The organism is Winslowiella iniecta, assembly GCF_001267535.1.
GTDB classification, from domain to species: Bacteria; Pseudomonadota; Gammaproteobacteria; order Enterobacterales; family Enterobacteriaceae; genus Erwinia; species Erwinia iniecta.
Genome location: NZ_JRXE01000015.1, coordinates 40,915 through 55,220, shown reverse-complemented (window position 1 = coordinate 55,220; position 14,306 = coordinate 40,915). Strand labels below are relative to the sequence as shown.

The 14,306-nt window shown below is 49.6% G+C and carries 23 protein-coding genes and 1 pseudogene; 10 read left to right on the top strand and 14 right to left on the bottom strand.

Annotated elements, in window-relative coordinates; translation table 11 throughout:
- Position 1: 1 nt before the first annotated feature.
- A complete protein-coding gene (gene umuC, locus NG42_RS11985; protein WP_052899627.1) occupies positions 2 to 1,264 on the top strand; it encodes a translesion error-prone DNA polymerase V subunit UmuC in 1,263 nt (420 codons plus the stop codon).
- A gap of 23 nt (positions 1,265 to 1,287) precedes the next feature.
- Here umuC and NG42_RS22680 read toward each other — a convergent pair whose 3' ends face one another.
- Positions 1,288 to 1,386: a YoaK family small membrane protein gene (locus NG42_RS22680; RefSeq protein WP_156322086.1), complete on the bottom strand. Its 99-nt coding sequence runs from the start codon at positions 1,384 to 1,386 to the stop codon at positions 1,288 to 1,290.
- Between the two features lie 480 nt (positions 1,387 to 1,866).
- Between NG42_RS22680 and NG42_RS11980 the strand changes: the two genes are divergently transcribed.
- Entirely contained in the window at positions 1,867 to 2,268 is a 402-nt protein-coding gene (locus NG42_RS11980; RefSeq protein ID WP_052899625.1) for a hypothetical protein, read from the top strand.
- A gap of 51 nt (positions 2,269 to 2,319) precedes the next feature.
- Here the strand turns inward: NG42_RS11980 and NG42_RS11975 are convergent, their stop codons facing one another.
- Entirely contained in the window at positions 2,320 to 2,790 is a 471-nt protein-coding gene (locus NG42_RS11975) for a GNAT family N-acetyltransferase (RefSeq protein WP_052899623.1), read from the bottom strand.
- Positions 2,791 to 2,971: 181 nt separating this feature from the next.
- On the opposite strand from NG42_RS11975, the gene NG42_RS11970 reads away from it, so the two are divergent.
- Positions 2,972 to 3,247 carry a putative quinol monooxygenase gene (locus NG42_RS11970; protein WP_052899621.1) on the top strand — a complete coding sequence of 92 codons (276 nt, stop codon included), beginning with the start codon at positions 2,972 to 2,974 and terminating at the stop codon, positions 3,245 to 3,247.
- Between the two features lie 255 nt (positions 3,248 to 3,502).
- A pseudogene (locus NG42_RS11965) lies at positions 3,503 to 3,775 on the top strand (Tn3 family transposase); the annotation flags it as partial.
- 114 nt (positions 3,776 to 3,889) lie between these two features.
- On the opposite strand, the gene NG42_RS22035 reads toward NG42_RS11965, so the two are convergent.
- Positions 3,890 to 4,201, bottom strand: a complete 312-nt coding sequence (locus NG42_RS22035; RefSeq protein WP_072133210.1) for a hypothetical protein — start codon at positions 4,199 to 4,201, stop codon at positions 3,890 to 3,892.
- Between the two features lie 298 nt (positions 4,202 to 4,499).
- On the opposite strand from NG42_RS22035, the gene NG42_RS11960 reads away from it, so the two are divergent.
- Entirely contained in the window at positions 4,500 to 4,712 is a 213-nt protein-coding gene (locus tag NG42_RS11960) for a YdgH/BhsA/McbA family protein (protein WP_052899617.1), read from the top strand.
- 154 nt (positions 4,713 to 4,866) lie between these two features.
- Positions 4,867 to 5,178, top strand: coding sequence for a hypothetical protein (locus tag NG42_RS11955; RefSeq protein WP_052899615.1), 312 nt, complete (start codon positions 4,867 to 4,869; stop codon positions 5,176 to 5,178).
- 38 nt (positions 5,179 to 5,216) lie between these two features.
- Here NG42_RS11955 and NG42_RS11950 read toward each other — a convergent pair whose 3' ends face one another.
- The 6 genes from NG42_RS11950 to NG42_RS11930 all read right to left on the bottom strand — a co-directional run bounded on the left by NG42_RS11950 (position 5,217) and on the right by NG42_RS11930 (position 8,633).
- On the bottom strand, positions 5,217 to 6,113 hold the full coding sequence (locus NG42_RS11950) for a Kdo hydroxylase KdoO (protein WP_052899613.1): 897 nt from the start codon (positions 6,111 to 6,113) through the stop codon (positions 5,217 to 5,219).
- Positions 6,114 to 6,408: 295 nt separating this feature from the next.
- Positions 6,409 to 7,146: a MipA/OmpV family protein gene (locus NG42_RS11945; protein ID WP_053115759.1), complete on the bottom strand. Its 738-nt coding sequence runs from the start codon at positions 7,144 to 7,146 to the stop codon at positions 6,409 to 6,411.
- A gap of 149 nt (positions 7,147 to 7,295) precedes the next feature.
- Positions 7,296 to 7,448 (bottom strand): hypothetical protein, encoded by a 153-nt coding sequence (locus NG42_RS23035; protein ID WP_173581484.1) that lies wholly within the window; start codon positions 7,446 to 7,448, stop codon positions 7,296 to 7,298.
- A 21-nt stretch (positions 7,449 to 7,469) separates the two neighbouring features.
- Positions 7,470 to 7,967: a 2-thiouracil desulfurase family protein gene (locus NG42_RS11940; RefSeq protein ID WP_052899612.1), complete on the bottom strand. Its 498-nt coding sequence runs from the start codon at positions 7,965 to 7,967 to the stop codon at positions 7,470 to 7,472.
- A 131-nt stretch (positions 7,968 to 8,098) separates the two neighbouring features.
- Entirely contained in the window at positions 8,099 to 8,305 is a 207-nt protein-coding gene (locus NG42_RS11935; RefSeq protein WP_052899610.1) for a DUF2767 family protein, read from the bottom strand.
- A gap of 100 nt (positions 8,306 to 8,405) precedes the next feature.
- Positions 8,406 to 8,633 carry a hypothetical protein gene (locus NG42_RS11930; protein WP_052899608.1) on the bottom strand — a complete coding sequence of 76 codons (228 nt, stop codon included), beginning with the start codon at positions 8,631 to 8,633 and terminating at the stop codon, positions 8,406 to 8,408.
- A 230-nt stretch (positions 8,634 to 8,863) separates the two neighbouring features.
- On the opposite strand from NG42_RS11930, the gene NG42_RS11925 reads away from it, so the two are divergent.
- A complete protein-coding gene (locus tag NG42_RS11925) occupies positions 8,864 to 9,403 on the top strand; it encodes a chorismate mutase (RefSeq protein WP_241488346.1) in 540 nt (179 codons plus the stop codon).
- Positions 9,404 to 9,434: 31 nt separating this feature from the next.
- Here NG42_RS11925 and NG42_RS23030 read toward each other — a convergent pair whose 3' ends face one another.
- Complete coding sequence (locus tag NG42_RS23030) at positions 9,435 to 9,605, bottom strand: hypothetical protein (protein ID WP_173581485.1); 171 nt, start codon at positions 9,603 to 9,605, stop codon at positions 9,435 to 9,437.
- A 330-nt stretch (positions 9,606 to 9,935) separates the two neighbouring features.
- Entirely contained in the window at positions 9,936 to 10,172 is a 237-nt protein-coding gene (locus tag NG42_RS11920) for a hypothetical protein (RefSeq protein WP_053115760.1), read from the bottom strand.
- Positions 10,173 to 10,858: 686 nt separating this feature from the next.
- On the opposite strand from NG42_RS11920, the gene copM reads away from it, so the two are divergent.
- From copM to NG42_RS11910, 3 genes are all read left to right on the top strand, one after another.
- Positions 10,859 to 11,209 (top strand): CopM family metallochaperone, encoded by a 351-nt coding sequence (copM, locus tag NG42_RS11915; protein WP_052899607.1) that lies wholly within the window; start codon positions 10,859 to 10,861, stop codon positions 11,207 to 11,209.
- Positions 11,209 to 11,343 carry a hypothetical protein gene (locus NG42_RS22030; protein WP_420911310.1) on the top strand — a complete coding sequence of 45 codons (135 nt, stop codon included), beginning with the start codon at positions 11,209 to 11,211 and terminating at the stop codon, positions 11,341 to 11,343. The genes copM and NG42_RS22030 overlap by 1 nt, the downstream gene beginning before the upstream one ends.
- Before the next feature lie 103 nt (positions 11,344 to 11,446).
- Entirely contained in the window at positions 11,447 to 11,641 is a 195-nt protein-coding gene (locus NG42_RS11910) for a hypothetical protein (protein ID WP_052899606.1), read from the top strand.
- A 148-nt stretch (positions 11,642 to 11,789) separates the two neighbouring features.
- Here the strand turns inward: NG42_RS11910 and NG42_RS11905 are convergent, their stop codons facing one another.
- From NG42_RS11905 to NG42_RS23530, 3 genes are all read right to left on the bottom strand, one after another.
- Positions 11,790 to 12,356, bottom strand: a complete 567-nt coding sequence (locus tag NG42_RS11905) for a DJ-1/PfpI family protein (RefSeq protein ID WP_052899604.1) — start codon at positions 12,354 to 12,356, stop codon at positions 11,790 to 11,792.
- Positions 12,357 to 12,367: 11 nt separating this feature from the next.
- Entirely contained in the window at positions 12,368 to 13,558 is a 1,191-nt protein-coding gene (locus NG42_RS11900; protein WP_052899602.1) for a glycoside hydrolase family 88 protein, read from the bottom strand.
- A 33-nt stretch (positions 13,559 to 13,591) separates the two neighbouring features.
- Positions 13,592 to 14,306 (bottom strand): MFS transporter (locus NG42_RS23530; protein WP_052899747.1); only part of this gene is annotated, 715 nt, incomplete at its 5' end.

The following is a 14,306-nucleotide window of genomic DNA, read 5'->3' as shown; positions in this document are numbered from 1 at the left end:
GATGTTCGCGCTGGTGGATGTGAATAGCTTTTACGCCTCCTGTGAAACGGTGTTCCGGCCCGATTTACGTGGCGTTCCGGTGGTGGTGCTGTCGAATAATGACGGTTGTGTCATTGCGCGCAGCGCGGAAGCGAAAGCGGTCGGCATCAAAATGGGTGCGCCGTACTTCAAAATGAAAGAGGAAATTCAGCGGCATCAGGTAAAAGTTTTTAGTTCGAATTATGCGCTGTATGCCGATATGAGTAACCGCGTGATGACCACGCTGGAAGAGATGGCGCCTGCGGTGGAAATCTACTCCATTGATGAGGCCTTTATGAATCTGAGCGGCGTCAGTCACTGCATGTCGCTGGAGCAGTTTGGTCGTGATGTGCGCGCCCGGGTGATGAAAGAAACCCATCTGACCGTCGGGGTGGGTATTGCTCAGACTAAAACACTGGCCAAGCTGGCTAACCATGCCGCCAAAAAATGGAAAAAGACCGGTGGGGTGCTCGACCTGTCAGACCGGGAGCGGCAGCGAAAACTGATGAGTATAGTGCCGGTTGAGGATGTCTGGGGAGTGGGGCGGCGCATCAGTAAAACCTTGAACCTGATGGGCATTGAGACCGCGTTGCAGTTAGCGGAATGCACGCCGTGGTTTATCCGTAAAAATTTTAACGTGGTACTTGAGCGTACCGTGCGGGAACTCAATGGTGAGCCTTGTCTGGCGCTGGAAGAGGTGATGCCCACCAAACAACAGATAGTCTGTTCGCGCTCGTTTGGCAGCCGTATTACTGATTATCAGGAGATGCGTCAGGCAGTGTGTGCTTATGCCGAACGTGCGGCGGAGAAGTTGCGCGGTGAGAAGCAGTATTGTCGGCAGATTGCGGTGTTTTTGCGTACCAGTCCGCACACGCCTGGCGAGCAGTTTTACGGTAACCAGGCGGGCGGAACGTTGCTGACGCCGTCAAATGATACGCGGGACATCGTGCGTATCGCGATGGAGTCGCTGGAGCGGATATGGATTGACGGGCACCGTTACATGAAAGCAGGCGTGATGCTGGGAGACTTTTTCAGCCAGGGCGTGTCCCAGCTTAATCTGTTTGATGAATACCGTCCACGGGCGGACAGCGAGGCGCTGATGCAGGTGATCGATCACCTGAACAAGTCAGGTAAAAATAAAGTCTGGTTTGCCGGTCAGGGGATCAGTAAGTCGTGGGCGATGAAGCGAGAAATGCTGTCTCCGGCCTACACTACGCGTTTTGCAGATTTACCGGTGGCGAAGTGATTTTTCAGCGTAGCCGCCGTGGTTCAGCTTCCCGGCACTGCTGCGCCGCTGGCAATAAACCAGACGAAAAACACTATAGCAGCAATAAAGATAATGGCAGGGGCAATGGCTCTTTTGTTCATCAAGACTCTCCGGGGCGGTTTCGCGATTAAACAGCCGTTAATGATAACGCGATCCGGTGAGAGATGATACGAGAAAGCCCGGCTCCAGCCATTACCCGATTGATTACCTGCGCTTTTTATCCTCAGCGTGTTCGCCTGAAAGAGCGCTGCGATTAACCGGATTACCGGCACAATAGCAATAAGGGGGCAGTTTGGAATTCGGAAATTATCCTACGTTAAGCGTTTTGAGCTTTACAGGTGGTTTCGTTCCAATGAAGCAACCACGTAGCTGATAGCGGGTATGGCTTTGCAGGTTGAAGGCATAGATAGGCAATCCCTATTGGGGGTCGCTTGGAAAACGAAAATAAACCACGCTAAGATTGCTTTTTAACCAAAATGCTCTTGCCTGCTCCCCGAAGTGACCAATACCACTCCACAACACCACCTCGCTGAAAAAAATACTAAACCTATTAATTTTAATAAGAAAAAAAAGATATAATCATGATCCACAATCATCCAGCGTTGGTAATAAAATCAATGAATTACAGTTTCCTTACGGTTATGACCCTATGGTGGATAGCTTCATTCATCACACACTTGATGAAAGTAGGAAATGTTCGAGAGTACGGACCCACCAAAACCCATCTACTTTTGATGGTTACAACATTTCCGGCAGGCGTTGGTGTTTTTATCTATCCGGTAGTAGAGGCCATATGGGGAGAACTGTCGTTGCTGAAAGTTGTTGGTTATACCGTTTTATCCCTCATCGTCGGAGGGCTTGCTGGCAATATGATTTTTCGTGGGTTGTTTTCTACATCGATAGGGATTTTGTTCATAAATCCCTTGGCAATGCTATGCAGCCTCGCAGGAACAGCAATCTTAGTAATGCAATATTTGCCATAACATCCTGGCGGCGAACCGCTATCGCTTTTGCCTGCGACAGCGGGATTGCTTCTATAACTTACTAACCATATCCATACAACGCAGATCCGTCTGGGTAAGCGCTGATGGATAGAGACTTTCTTTGACGAGAGTAAATCCATGTTTTTCGTAGAAAGATTGTGCATTAGGCGTTGAGGATAAAGTTAATTTCTCAAACCCCTGTCTACGCGCTTCTTCTTTGATAGCATCAATAATCAGTCCGCCAAAACCTTTGCCGAGGTGTTCTGGCAAAGTGAAAATAGCCTCAACGCTTCCTGCAGAAAGATCCAAGAAACCTGTCGCCACCGGTCTGTTATCAGGACCATCAACGACGAAAAAAGGATTTGCTGCGATAACTCTCCTGTAACCTTCAGGCATTGCTGCTGGCGTCCACGCGTCAATAACCGCAGCATCGTAGCTGCACTTGCATCCATGGCGAATAGCCTGGTTCCTAATGTTCCAACACTCTTCGGCCTCAACAGGTGTTGCGAGTCTGACCTTCATAGCTTCTCCTTGTTTGTCCTGTAACTGCTAGCCACTCAGATTTACCATAACATCCCTTAGACGTGGTCAGCAGGGGCCGTAAGTATCGTGGCTGATACTTCCTGGTTTCTTTATCCCGATTATTTGGTGTAGGTTTATTGTTGGAAAACCGATAAAACCTCATGAAAATAAAGGGATGATGATGATTAAGCTGACTGGTCGTTTGGTGTGTAAAAGTGCAGAAGAAGCAGACATTGTTCGCCAGTACCTTCCTGAACACAAGGAACTGACCAGGGAAGAAACCGGATGCGTGTCATTTGAAGTCACGGAAACGGCAGATCCCATGATCTGGAAAGTCGAAGAGCTTTTTACAAACCAGGCTACCTTTGACGCTCACCAAAAAAGAACCAAGAATTCTGTCTGGGGAAGAGAAACCAGCATGATTGCCAGAGAATACGAAATCCCAGAGATTGAGTAGGAGTCAGTTTGGAGATCGGAAATTATTGTACGATCAGCCTGTTTTTTGAACAGGCTAAGTTATCGCAATAAGGTGTACTCCCGCGCTATACGCCTTTTGCCGTGGGTTTTGTTTAATCGGATAACCTAAATGCGATACTTGCTAAGGCGATCATTCAAAAGCGATAGCCATTGATACTAAATCAATCCCTTACGGGCTGATGTGGTTAAATAATGCGCTAAACGTACAATAATTCTCGATATCCAAACAGACCCCTTTATACACCGATTGGGTGAGATCAGAGATCGGGTGCTGGAGAATCAGAGCTACCGGGCCAGTGGTCTGACGTTGCTGACTGCGGCGATCTCCCTGTGGAATACGGTATATATAGAAAGAGCTATAGATTCCCTGAGACGAAAAGGGATCCCGATTAATGAGCAACTGATTTCTCATTTGTCTCCGCTGGGATGGGAGCACATCAATCTGAGTGGGGATTACGTCTGGCGGACAAACCTTAAGCTGGGACAGGGTAAATACCGTTCATTACGCTCAGTGGATAGTGGCATGTACAAAAAACAGGCTTGGCGTAGGATATTTTCCGTTTTCCAGGCGGGCCCCAATAAGGTTTATCCCGCCAGAAAGTCTTTAGCCGAAGCGCACAGGTTAAGTGGTGCCGGTGCGGTTAAAACTGTCATTTACCCCGACATTTACGGGGGACGTGGCGGATAAGGGGATTCTGAATTCAGTTAATTGCGCAGCAAGACAGACGGTTCTTAAATGGCGATTGCAGATAAACCACACCTCATCACGATCATTGGACAAGATATAGTATGCGTCAGAGGTTTCTGAAGGATTAAAACAACCGATCGCGCGATAGGCAAACTCGCTACTGAAACCACTTTGCAAAGGGAGCGGGCGCGGGCCGTTTTCCAGTTGTTTCACTCTCAGGTAAAGTCCTTGTTCAAGCCATAACATAAATCACCCCCAATTCCATTGTGAACACACTGATTATAGGCGCTGACCAATTTGCGCCGGAGGACTCAGTGAAATATGTCGGTACAGTCACAGAGATGAATTAAAGTGCTGAGATGGCCGCCAGGTTGTGGCAGCAGTCATAATCTAAGCTAACAAAAGTAGCAGTGTAATTTTAAATCAGTTTTTTTGACAAAGATAAGCAAATAGCTCCGCTATTAACATTGGCTTCGTATGGCTATTATTGTTCTATCGAAGGCGATGAGTCTTCTCCCGGTCAAAAAACTGAAGGAAATAAACCATGAAATCTATCAAAACTTTTGTTGCAGTAATTGCCCTTGCTACCGTTTCTTTTGGCAGCTTCGCACAATCCGTCACCGCATACGGTAGCCATCTGGATACTGCTGAAGCGCGCATTGCGGCGAAAGCTCAGGAAGCGGGTGCATCATCTTATAAAATCACCAGCGCCCGCGTCGGCAACCAGGTTTATATGACCGCTGACCTGATTAAATAATCATTTCAGTTATCCTGATATCTCCAGTGTTTAATGCCAGTCGCCTCAGGTGACTGGCATTTCGCGTTTAAAATGAATTGACCCGCACCGATAACCTTTTTCGCCGCAAAAATGTTATGTTCACAAAATATTAAATAACAACGCAAGGGGTACTATGATTGTCAGAACATGGCATGGCTGCGTGCCGGTTAAATTTGCTGAAGGTTTTGCCGCACATTTGCAGCTTACCGGTGTACAGCATTCACAAGGCGTGGCAGGTAATCTGGGCGCTTTTGTACGTCGTGAAACCCAGGGAGAGTGGGCGCATTTTTTTCTCGCCACTTACTGGTCGGATATTGACGCGGTAAAAGCGTTTGCCGGGGAGGATTACCATGTCGCGGTCACTTACGCTGACGATGAGCAATTTGAACTGCTGTCCGATCCCTATGTTTTTCAGCATCAGGTCAGTGAGGTTGTCGCCTTATAAGCAGGCGGGCAGAGTAGGTGATACACTCTGCCCGTCATTCAGATCAGTGTTTTCTGTTGCAGTTTTTCGAGAATAGCCAGAGGGGCATTTTGCGGATTTTTCATGCCGGAAACCGGCAGCAGAAAAGTTTGCTCCAGCATAAACTGACCGCTCATCGCCGCATGAGGCGTCTGATCGGAAAAACAGATCCAGCTGCTGCCCGCGGGCAGTTCCAGCGCCAACTGTGGCCCCTGCTGCTGATAAGATTGATCGGCTTTCATCGCATCATGCAGTTGCAGCATCAGATGATCATAATGGCTGCGATAGCGTTTAGTAATGCCGAGCCGATGCTGCAACCAGCTACTGAGCGGTGAATAGCGCTTCAGGCGTGGCATAAAGCGCTGCGCCAGTTGCGGGAACGGCTCGCCCACGCGCCACTGGCGACTTTCGCCGTTGGGGTTGATATTGGTAAAGATGCGCAGAATACGTTCACCGTGATTAGGACGTGACGGAAAAGCGTCAACATGCAAACGGCTGTCATCTTTGCGCCACGAGCTGGATGCACGCCACGCCGTGACCGGATGTAACCGCAGAGTATTATTGGGCGTATGCAGCTCAGCACGATACTCGGGTAGTAACGCATTAACCAGTTGCTGGCTGTGATGATAATGGCGTTCCAGCAGTGCTTTCACCTGCGGTGTTGTATCCTCAACCGCGACACCATTTACTTTCCCGGTCTGAGGATTAAAGCTGATATTTTTACGCTTCGCATCGACTAACTCGGGCTTCAGCAGCAATTGCTCTGCGGCGCTAAGATCAAATGCCAGATTCGGCAGGAACAGCACTTTTCCTTGCTCAAGAGCTTCTACCGCAGAGGCATTATTTACCGGCTCATCCCACTGGGTATTAGGCAGTGAATGAATAACGGATTGGGCAGGTAAGATGCTTCCGGACATGATAACTCCTTATTATTTTCGGAAAATCACCGAATATTATATTGAGCTGAATAATAATAAGTTAAACCAAAGCTAAACAAACAGCCGGAGTCAGAGAAACGCCAGCCTGCTAATCCGGCTTCGAAGAGGGATTATTGTCGTTCAGATCACGGGAAATTATCTTCAGGTATCTGAGGTAATCTCACGCGGAGGAATAAACGGGCAAGCAAAACACATCACGCTGTTGATAGTGTGAGTCAGACAGAACGGTAAGCCGCTCTTTGACGCAGACCGATGTCGTGATTTAGCTCAGTATTTAAAAATGATAGTTAACCCCGAGATTCATAAGATAACTGGTCGACTTCTCAACCATCGGGCTGTTGCGCACATTGCTGTCGAGGAAGTTGACCCGGGTGGAGATAAAACCTTCCCACCGGGTGTTGAAACGGTAATCCAGAGCCAGCTGTAACCATGGCGTCAGGCTGGCCGACGGACGATAGCGGGCGAGTCCGCTGCGTTGTGATTCATCCGCAGTAACACCATAGTAGTAGCGGGTCTGACGTGCATCCTCCCAGTCAATACCGGCAGCAGGAATAAACGCCAGTTTTCCGCTTTGCAGATAGCCGGTCCACGAGGCGGTGGCGATAACGCCATGACTCAGCCCCAGCGTATCAGCAGACAGCTCTCCGGATAATGCGCCATACGGCGTTATTCGCTGATAACTGATACCGGCCATCAGGGTGGTGCGTCGGTTATTTAGCTGCTGCATTTGCCAGCCTTTGCCGTCGCTGCGGTCATAGCTGCGATCAAACCATAATCCTTTGATCTTTAGCTCATTAACTTCATCTTTCCACGCCAGAATGCCCGCTTCATCACCGTCGATATAAAAATAGTTGCCGGTCCAGCTCAGCATCGGAAAGGGGGTGTAGTCGACACGTTTGGCACGATAAGGGTTAATTTGCCATTCATTATCCAGTGCCAGCGCCAAATCTTGTGCAGATACCGGCGCAGCAAACAGCAGAATAAAGCAACACAATCCGGGTTTTTTATTCATCATGATTACCTGTGTCAGACCAGCAAAAAGGGTGTCAGATTACCGATGCTGTTTCAGTGTAATTGTCTTTTAACAGGAAAGGCGCGGAAATAATGTGGTGGGTGTCGAGGATATCTGAGCGAGCCGCGTGATGGCTCGCAGTGTTATGCTCACAGCTCAAGGCCGGGCGCTGACCATTTTTTCTTACAACCTTCGGCGTGCGGTGTTTTACTGCAATCTGGTGCAAAAGGATTAAGTGTATCGCGATTACACCAGCCAAGCATCAGCACGATGGCGATGACCACAATCCAGCGTTTTTTCATTATGATTTCCTTCGGGTCTTGCTAAACAGCGTCTGACTCATCAATTCTTGCGCATAAGCGCGGGATGTCGTGTTCGGAGAATACCTCAATACCGTGACGGGTTAACAGCTCTGCGGTCACGCCGATGCCGGCTATTTTGCGGTTATTAAACTCACCACTGTAGATAAAGTGGGTACCGCACGACGGGCTTCCCTCGGTTAATATGGCAAACTGACAGTCATGCTGCTGAGCCATTTCCAGCGTCAACCATGCCGCTAAAATATAGCGTTCGGTCACATCGTCCCCACTTGATTCCCTCACTCTGGCACCCTGAGTAATGACGCTGTTTCCTGTCCGGGTCGGCTGAATTTCAGCCGGTGGGCGTGGTGTCTGAAATCCGGCAGCCAGTTCCGGGCAGAATATCACCAGTCGATTCTGCTGACGCCAGCGCGCAAGACGTTCGGAAACCACTACTTTTGTTGAGCCGTTATAACGCACCGGGAAGCCTGCTAAACAGGCACTGAGAAGGATTTTTTTCATTGATGCCTTACCTGAACTCTAAGGATTTTGCATCATGGCATTCATTGCGCAACAAGGCGAGAGGAGGGGAACTCAGTTAAGAACTATTCAATAAAACCCAGCCGAAGACTGGGTTTACGGCATACTTGTGATCAGGTTTTAATCAGCCGGATGGCGTGCTCCAGCACTTTCTGTTCATCCCTGTCACTGTCAGTACGTTTCAGGCGGGTCTTTTTTAGCAGATCGGCTATCACTGCGCGCTGCGTATCGAGGCCGTTTTCTGACAGAACGATAACTGCATCACCAATCACCCGACAGACTTCGTCATAGTACTCTTCACTTAAGACATCACGTTTCATAATATCTCCTCCTTATTAAAAACCTGGCACAAATTTATCGGGATGCCAGTTTCAGCGCCCCTCAGCCGGGGCCGCGCGTGGCAACTTTACGTCACGGTGGTTAATTAATTCGTGGGATATCACGTGATTTTGCAGCACTTTTACTTATCCGGTAGGCCTTAGCCGGATCGCCGGCGACAAACTCAAAGGTGGGAGAGAAGTAAAAGGGCAGCCAGCCGCCGTAACCCTGTTCCCATTCCCAGCGAACCGGGCAGGGCCACAAGATGCCTTCATAGAGTATGTAATAAATCCATCGACCATTAGGGCGACGCGGCTTCAGCGTTTTCATCAGGGCAACTATTGCAGAAGATATAATAAGAAAATAGACTATATTTTGACCTGTGCCGCAGCGGGTTTCAACCCGCAGTGACCCGTTGTGCGCTTCAGGTTCAAGTTTATCGCCTTCAGTGCTGGCAGTGTCAGGTTACCAACGGACAGCCTGGCAGTGGCAAAAATGACTGTAAAGATATGCTAATTAGTTTTTATGCTAAACTACCGATGTTTTCCCCAAGGAAGAGAATGAAAATGATCACAAAATATGGATTTCTGGCGCTCTCTCTCACCCTGATAATGCCAGTGGCACAGGCGGACGATAAGACGCAACTTTTTGCGCAAATCAACCAGCGTCTCTCTTTTATGAAGGATGTGGCTGGCTATAAAGCCGCTAATCATCAGCCGATAGAAGATTTACAACAGGAAGGCCGTGTTTCGGTCCTGACTCTCAGTAGCGCAGAAAAATTTGGCTTGCAGCCAGCGTCGGTAAAGCCGTTTGTTAAGGCGCAGATGGATGCTGCCAAAGCGATTCAGTATCGCTATCGCGCTGACTGGCTGTCGAAGCCTGAAGCGAAATGGACGCCGCTGTCGCTGCCGGTGGTGCGCGAAAAGGTTGGTCAGCTCAGTACCGATTCACTACAGCAGCTGGCGAAGGTGCTGAAGGCCGGTAATCCCATCAATGAAAATGACCGTTCAACTTTCAATGTGCTGATTTCACAGCATAATATCACCGAAAATGATAAAGCGCTGATTTTTGATGCGTTGAAAAACGTGACGCTAAAATAACGCAGAACTAATCACTGGCGGGAGAGGGAGCTTAACGATGCACTTCCCCGCACAGTAATACGGCGTTAGGGCGGCGCTGGTGAATGCGATCTGCCATCTGCTGACAAGCTTCCAGCGTCGGATAAATGCGTTCTGAGACCGGCAGCGCGTCACAGGCATCATGGCCGCAGGCGCTGACGAGCAGTACAAATCCAATTAACATATTTCCTCCTTATCCCCGGTCTTTGATGGCGAAAACTGCTGGACTCGACATCAGTATAGTAGAGCGAAGCGGCAACTGCGCAGAAGGCTGAATAAAAGCTTTAAAGTCAATTGGTTACATATCGATTAGACGGTGGTGTTGGCTGAGCAGCCGAAAGATTATGCCAGTAATGAATACCGGCATAATCCGGAAAGGTAAAAGAGAGTTAGCTTTGCGTAGCTTGCCGCAGTGAACCGCACTGCCGACAACCGGTAAATTAAAAAATATTCACCGAATAATGTACTGATAGCACATCTGTTTATAACTTAACTTGTTTTAATAACGTAAATTTCAGGTTTTTTCGGTTTCGACAATGATCTGCGGTGCGCATTGTTCGTTCTGTTTAACAACACGAAACTCCGCTTTACCTTGATGAACATAAATACAGGCACGACCCATCTCGCCGCCGTCCTGTTCCTGTGAAAGTGATACCGTGACCGTCTCTGCCAGAGTAAGTGGTGATAGCAATAGCGCTAACGCCGGAAGAGCAAGCCGGTCTGTGATATGCCGCACCTTTTGGCGTTTCATGTTAGACATCCTTTTAAGTACTTTTCAGGTCTCACCGGACGGTGAGTAACCTCTTAGGAGACTCATCATTATGAGTGTGCTAATAATTGAGACTATAATAACAAAAATATTGCGGATAACTGCGTGTCGTCAACTGAATAAATGAATGGTCGATCACGATTTTAATCCTGCACCGTGTTTCTTATGAGCAGGCCAGGCAAAAATCAGAATAACCGCAGGCTCTTTTCACCCCATGTTGCATTGAGTTTAGGTATTAAGGCGCAATGTTGCCGCAGGAAATTTCGGTTTTTAAGAACTTTTATGCTGTCAGCGTCGAAATAAACGAACGGTTTTTGCAGAGCAATGGTGCTATTTTGGGGTTCCACTAAACAGAAAGAGGGTGGATATCTCCAGTATTAGCCTGAGTTGCACCGACTGCGGTTGTTCGACGTTTCTCTTCACCGTCGTTGACAGCAGCAAAAATCATCCCCACGGGGCGGTATGTAGCCATTGCAGTAAACCCCTGACGCCAGCGTCGATACTGCAGAGTAGTCTGGAAAATCAAGATGTTTAACCCTTAAAGCCCGCCTTGTGCGGGCTTTGTCGTTCTGGCGGGCTGCCACAATTAGCCTCATAACTTGACCTTACCGTAAGGGGAAGGTCTACCCTGTTAATGTCTGAGGATATCTGACTGATGAGGGAAACCAATGAATAAAATGAAACCTTTACTATTTATCACACTACTGGCACCGCTCAGCGCATATGCTGCCGAGTCGGCGCATCAGGACCACGCGCAACAGAGCGGTGCCCGGCAGAGTTATCACAGCGGTATGACGAAGATGCACGACGATATGATGCAGGGGATAAAAACTGATGATCCTGATATTGCTTTTGCCCAGGGCATGACGGCGCATCATCAGGGGGCGATTGAGATGGCAAAAACCGAGCTTAAATACGGTAAAGATCCGGCAATGCGCAAACTGGCGCAGGAAATTATTGATGCTCAGCAGCCTGAAATCGATCGCATGCAGCAATGGCTGAAACAGCAGAATAAATAGTGTTTCCCTACCGCCGGGAACTGTTTGCCCGCTATGGCAATCATTTGCCAGCCCGTTCGCTGGTTCAGGTCAGTCAGTTGTTCTCGCCGGATTTGAAAATCGAGAATGAAGCCAGCTTTGCGCTTGATGGATGATTTGCCTGATTTTGCTGCGGACGCCAGCCTCCGGTACTGAAAAGGGTAACGGGGCCAGGCTAAACTTGCTAAAGTTAATGTTTTACACTTTGTCGGGAATCGTATGTCTAACGAAATAGCACATCCATCCAGCAGCCCTAAGCAGGCTGCACTGCAACTGGTTATTGAGCTGGTGCGCGCAGGTAAACTCAGCCCATTGCAGGGCGATGCCTCTAATATGATCTCTATCTACGAGCAGTTTAAAGATCACTTCGAAGCGGATAAGCATAAACATAACTCCGATTCGGCGATCTCCTGACAGAATGCGGTGCGGGCCCGCCTGATGTCGGTCAGTTAAGCATTTCTGGCACCCGTTTCCTATAGGGGCGGCGTTCTCGCCGCCCGTGCCGGGGGGCAACCTGCATACCTTCAGGACGGGAGCCGAAAACGGCTCCCCTACAACCGATCTATCCTGCCGTGGCGTGATAAATATGCCGCGCCTGAAAGTCGACGCGTTCGGTATCACCGGTAAGGCGTTTGGCAATCGCGAAGGCAAAGTCGAACGCCACGCCCAATCCCTGGCCGCTAAACAGATTACCGTCTTCCACAATAATTGCGTCGACATACACCCCATCATCATACTGCTGCCAGAGATCGCCGGAGCAGACGTATCGCCGTCCTTTTAACAACTGATTTCCCGCCAGCACTCTGGCGCCAGCCGAACAGAGCGGACAAATCAGTTTTTGCTGTTGATCATGCTGCTTAATCATCGCAATAACCTGCGGATTAGCGGCCAAATTAACCGTACCGTCCGGACCGCCGGGCAGGATAATCGCATCATACAGCGTATCGGCGCGCTCGCTTAACAACGCATCGGCCTGCATCACAATATGATGATAGCTGTTGACCTGGCGTGAAGGCTGGCAGGCGAGGGTTTCAATCGTAATATCCAGACGGCGTAGCACGTCGATAACGATCACCGCTTCCGCTTCTTCAAACCCTTCCGCTAATAAAATTGCTGCTTTGACAGACATAACAGACTCCGTTACCAGTAAGGTTTCCAGCTTTGACTGACACGAACCAGCGCTTCCAGATAAAAATAGTCACCCCAGCTACAGCACTCATCAACGCCTTTATCGCTGGCGAAATGATAGACCGAATGCTTAAGCAGGCCGTTACAGGCTTCATCTTCGCGCGCCAGATAATTTTTAGTCAGCGAAGCGATAATACGCAATGCGTACTCTTCGTAATATTGACGGTCGCCGTCAGTGGCGGGCAGATGTTTGATCAGCTCCAGCAGGCCGCAAGCTGCAATCGCCGCCGCTGAGCTGTCGCGCAGGGCATCAGTACCCAGCAGCGCCAGATCCCAGTGGCAGACATCGTCTGGCGGCAGGCGATTAAGGAAATAGTTAGCCAGCCGCGTCGACAGCTCAATCATTTCGTTATCGCCGGTATACAGATAGCTGAGCAGGAAACCGTAAATTCCCCATGCCTGGCCACGCGACCAGCAGGAGTCGTCGGCGTAACCCTGATGAGTATTGCCGTAACGCGCTGCGCCACTGGTGGTATCCATATAGTAGGTGTGCCAGCTGGAGGCATCCGGCCGCACCAGATAGCGTGCCGCCTGTTTAACATGAGCGCAGGCCGCCTCGGCGAAACGCAGATCGCCAGTCTGTTCACTGGCCCAATACAGCAGTGGCAGGTTCATATTGCAGTCAATGATCATGCGCCCAGCCTGTTGCGGATCGCTGAGGTCGCCCCACGCCTGAATGATCTTCGCCCGCGGATGGAAGCGCTCCAGCAGCGCTTCGGCGGCCAGCAGTGAGAAACCGCGTGCGTCACGATCGCCGGTCAGACGCCAGGCACTGACGCACGACAGCGTATAGAGAAAACCGAGATCGTGAGTATTGGTATCCTGGCGACCGGCGATGCGCAGGCCAAAAGATCGCACCTGCTTTTCCGCCGCCAGGCGGAATTTCTCATCACCACTCATCTCCCACGCCAGCCACAGCTGGCCAGTCCAGAAGCTGGTGGTCCACTCGACATTTTCTGTCAGCGGATAGTATCCCTTTACCGCGGCTTCGGCCGGAAAGCGATCGCCAAATTGCGTCAGATTACGGTCAATCATGCGCAGAACCTGGCTGCGTGCCGCCTGTAATTCGCGCTGTAATTGCTGGCGGTCAACAGGATTGCCCGTCAGTGGGCGCAACGGTTCTTTCACAACGTCGATGGACATAGAGGATTCCTTTTAGAGCCGAGTGTCTGTCGATCAGGCGTGCCTGACCTCTGTATTTTCTTTTCCAGGCTGACGTTTACGCACGCAGGCTGAAAGCGTGAAGGCGGAGATCAGCGTAAACAGCAGCGCGATAGCGCCCATCATCAGATAGGTGTGTTCAAAGCCGATACGCTCATAGAGATAACCCACCGGCGAGGCGATAAGGATTGACCCGACATAGAGCATCGCCTGATAGCCAAGCAGATACATGGTGGCGTTTACCCGTTTGTCGAAATGCTCAGCGAGATATTTAAATACCGAGATCAGCAGCAGCGACATCTCCACCCCGTACAGCGGCTTAATAATGGAAATAATCAGCGCATCACTGGTCAGGCCGGAGGCAATTAACCGTCCGCCAATCACCACGCCTGCCAGCAGCAGGCCATTTTTCGCGCCGACCGCATTCACCAAAAATGGAATGCCCATCATCATCAGAAATTCCATCGCTGACTGAACGGTGCTGAGATAACCAAATACGGCGTTACCCTGATGAACATCGCTGAAGAAGGAGACGAAATAACGTGAGAACTGCTGTTCAGCAATAAACATCATCCAGACGACTCCCGCGACATATAAGCAGAAGGCCCAGAATTTTCGGTCACGCATTAAATTTATCACGTCGCTGAAAACAATTTTTTCGTCAGCTACTACCGCTTTGCTGGCTACGGTTTGCGGTTCAACTTTCAACGTCAGTAATACCGCCAGCATA